This window comes from Streptomyces sp. SID10853 (genome assembly GCF_010548145.1).
GTDB lineage: Bacteria > Actinomycetota > Actinomycetes > Streptomycetales > Streptomycetaceae > Streptomyces.
The window spans coordinates 1-3,314 of sequence record NZ_JAAGLN010000405.1; the positions used below are offsets into that span (position 1 = coordinate 1).

Sequence of the window (3,314 nt, forward strand, 5' to 3'; positions counted from 1 at the left end):
CGCCCAGCACCGCTCCCCCGGCGAGCACCACCGCGCGGATGTGCCGCCGGTCGCCGCCGCAGGTGCCGACCAGGCCGAGCTGGCGGCGTGAGCGGCGCGCACCGACCGCGAAGGCCGGCCCCGCCAGCAGCACGATCTCCAGCATCGCCATGGCGACGACGGTCGCCAGCGACGCGGTCAGCTCGAATCCGCCCCCTGAACCGGAGCCGCCGAGATCGGAAGCCCCCGGGACCTCGGAGTCCGGCGGCGGGTCGAGAACGACGCTCCTGGACTTGACCAGTACGCCGCGCTTGTTGGCCGCGAGAACGTCCCGCCAGCTCACGCCCGAGGCTCCGGCGGCCTTCACGAACAGGGAGCCGTCCTCGGGGACGGGCGGCGTGAGGGTGTGGTCGGCGGCGGCCGCCCGCTGCCAGGGCTTGATGAGGGCGCCCGGCCGCACGTACAGGAAACTGCCCTTCAAGCTCGTGGGCACCTCGACGGCACCGGTGATCGTGAAGGTCTTGTCGACGCCGCGGACCGTGGTGTGCGAACCGACGTGCAGCCCTGCCGACTTGAGGAAGGCATCGCTGGCGACCATCTCGCTGCTGGTCTTCGGGTAGTCGCCGCGCACCAGATCGATCATTCCGCCGACCATCGGGTCCGCGGTGTCCAGTTCGGTGACTTCGGTGGTCTTGATGCCGTACTTGGTGGTGACGGTCGACAGCACGTTCTGCAGGCTGAGGGCGCGTGCACCGGCGGGGAGCGCGGCCTTCAGGTCCGGCCGGCCGGTGGGCGATCCGGCCTTCCCGCCGGACCCGCCGTTGTCGTCCGTCCCGGCCTGCGCGTACGAGTCGGCTGTCGGCAGCTGCTCGATGGGGCTGCCGCCGAGTCCCGGATCGCTGAACACGGCGTCGGCCGCGCCCATCGCGGCGGTCAGCTGCTCCGCCTCGGTCAGGTCCGCGCTGCGGTACGTGATGTCCGCCGCCGTGACGCCCAGGACCGGCAGCGCGATCATGGCGACGACGAGGGCGCTGCGGCCCTTGGCCCGCAGGGCGTCCCTGCGGGCGATACGGAGGGCTGCGCGCCAGCCCTGGAAGACGCTCACTCGGCGCCCTCGACGGTGAGCAGCGACTGGGCGTCGGTGCTGAGCGTCTGGTCGACGACCGAACCGTCCCGGAGGAACACCACCCGGTCCGCCCAGGCCGCGTACCGGGGCTCGTGGGTGACCATGACACCTGCCGCGCCCGCGTCGCAGCGGGTGCGCAGCAGGGCCAGCACCGCCTCGCCGGTCTCGGAGTCCAGGGCACCGGTCGGTTCGTCGGCGAGTACGAGCCGCCGGTCGCCGACGAGGGCGCGGGCGATGGCCACGCGCTGCTGCTGGCCGCCGGACATCTCGTCGGGGAAGCGGTCGGCGACCTCGGCCAGATTCATGCCGTCGAGTGCTTCCCTGGCTTCCCTGCGGGCCTTGCGTACGGATGCGCCGTCCAGCTCGCGGGGCAGGGCGATGTTCTCTGCGGCGGTGAGCGCCGGGATGAGGTTGTAGTCCTGGAAGACGTACCCGACGCTGCGGCGGCGCAGGGCCGCGAGCTGTTTGCGGGTGAGCGTCGCGATGTCCTGGCCCTCGATGATCACCTGGCCGGTGCTCGCGGTGTCCAGGCCGCCGGCCAGCGTGAGCAGGGTGGACTTGCCGGAGCCCGACGGGCCCATGACGGCGACGAGTTCACCTGCCTGGACGGCGAGATCCACACCGCGCAGGGCGTGCACCTCGGCTATGCCGGTGCCATGGGTGCGGGTGAGGTTTCTGAGTTCCAGTACGGGTGGCGCGGTGGTGGGCCTGGGGCGGTCGGGCATGGGGTCCCCCTGAGTGTGGTGTGGGTGGTGGGGTGGTCGGGCCTGGTGCGGTGGGGATGCGGTGTGCGGGTGGGGCGGCACGGGTGGCCCCGTATGCCTTGTCCTCAAGCGCCGGACGGGCTGGTGGGGCGCCCGGATGGTCTCCGTGGGCCGGGGTTTCCGTCCTCAAGCGCCGGACGGGCTTGTCGGGGTGGGCGGGGAGGGCAGGTGGGTGGGTCCAGGTGGACACGGTGTGTGCCCGGGCGGGCGTGTTCGGTGCCCGCTTGGGGTCGGGTTGGTGCCCGAACGGGCCTGATGCGTGCCCGAACAGGCCGTCAGTGGCGGCTCGTTGGCCGCTCATCGGCCGATCGTCGGCCGTTCATCGGTGGCCCGGTGACGGCTCGTTGGTCGATCGTCGGCCGTTCATCGGTGGCCCGGTGACGGCTCGTTGGTCGATCGTCGGCCGTTCATCGGTGGCCCGGTGACGGCTCGTCGGTCGCTCGGTGGCCGCTCGTCGGCCGCCCGGTGACGGTGTTGCTGCTCGGTGGTTCGGTCAGCGGCGGGTCTTCGTGCGGGGCTTTCCCGTCGGGGCCGGGGCGGGGTCCGTCTGCGCGGCGGCCGCCAGGCGGACCAGGCGGGACTCGCAGTGGTCGAGCCAGCGGGCCTCCGCCTCCGCCTGGAAGATCAGCTGCTCCAGGACGAGCAGCCAGGCCACCTCGTCACGGTTGGCCGGAGCGGTGTCCAGGGCCCGCGCCTTCAGCCGGGTGTAGTCCTGCATCGCCTTCACCGTGTGTGCGCGCTGCGCCTGGATGACCGCGCGGATGTCCACGCCGGGTGCCCCGACGGCCATCGCGAGCTTGATGGCGAGCTCGTCGCGGGCCGGGCTGGTGCGGTCCACCGGGGCCGCGTACCAGCCGTGGAGTTCCTCGCGGCCCTCGTCGGTGATGGCGTACAGCGTGTGGCCCGCGTCGTCCTCGGCGTCCTGCGCCACCAGGCCGTCGCGCTCCAGGCGGGCGAGCGTCGTATAGACCTGCCCGACGTTGAGCGGCCAGGTGGCGCCGGTTCTCGACTCGAACTCGGTGCGGAGCTGGGAGCCGTAGCGGGGGCCACGCTCCAGGAGGGCCAGTAGCCCGTGACGGATCGACATACTCAGTATGTATACCGAGTATGCTCCCGAGCGCAAGCTCCTACGGGCGGCGCAGCCGCAGTCCCAGGAAGCCCAGACCGAGACCGACCAGGGCAAGTCCGGCGCCCAGTGCGCCCACGTGCAGCGCGAGCGCCGAGTCGCGCGGAACGGCCTGCTGCGTGGAGCGCCTGGCCGCCGCCTCCATGTCCTTGGTGCCGGATGCGGTGCTGCTCGGTGCCGGGTCCGGTGCCTGCCCGGTGTCCTCGTCGTTGCCCGGCGTCCAGGAGCGCTGGTGCCGGACGGCCGGCGGGTGGGGGGCGCGCGCGGGCTCGGTCGGGTGGGCCGCATGTGCGGGGGCGCTCGGGTGGGCGGCGAGGCT

General features: G+C 72.8%; 2 protein-coding genes and 2 pseudogenes. All 4 read right to left on the bottom strand.

All coding sequences use genetic code 11. From position 1 onward, the window contains the following. Positions 1–1,084: pseudogene (locus G3I19_RS35485) on the bottom strand (ABC transporter permease); the annotation flags it as partial. Next, entirely contained in the window at positions 1,081–1,830 is a 750-nt protein-coding gene (locus G3I19_RS35490; protein WP_164267803.1) for an ABC transporter ATP-binding protein, read from the bottom strand. The pseudogene G3I19_RS35485 and the gene G3I19_RS35490, both read right to left, overlap by 4 nt. 532 nt (positions 1,831–2,362) lie before the next feature. Next, complete coding sequence (locus tag G3I19_RS35495; protein WP_164267804.1) at positions 2,363–2,956, bottom strand: PadR family transcriptional regulator; 594 nt, start codon at positions 2,954–2,956, stop codon at positions 2,363–2,365. A gap of 40 nt (positions 2,957–2,996) precedes the next feature. After that, positions 2,997–3,314: pseudogene (locus tag G3I19_RS35500) on the bottom strand (hypothetical protein); the annotation flags it as partial.

What these genes read in the sequence shown, in the direction of transcription:
- G3I19_RS35495 (WP_164267804.1), bottom strand. Translation starts at nt 2,956, where the DNA reads ATGTCGATCCGTCACGGGCTACTGGCCCTCCTGGAGCGTGGCCCCCGC.
- G3I19_RS35490 (WP_164267803.1), bottom strand. Translation starts at nt 1,830, where the DNA reads ATGCCCGACCGCCCCAGGCCCACCACCGCGCCACCCGTACTGGAACTC.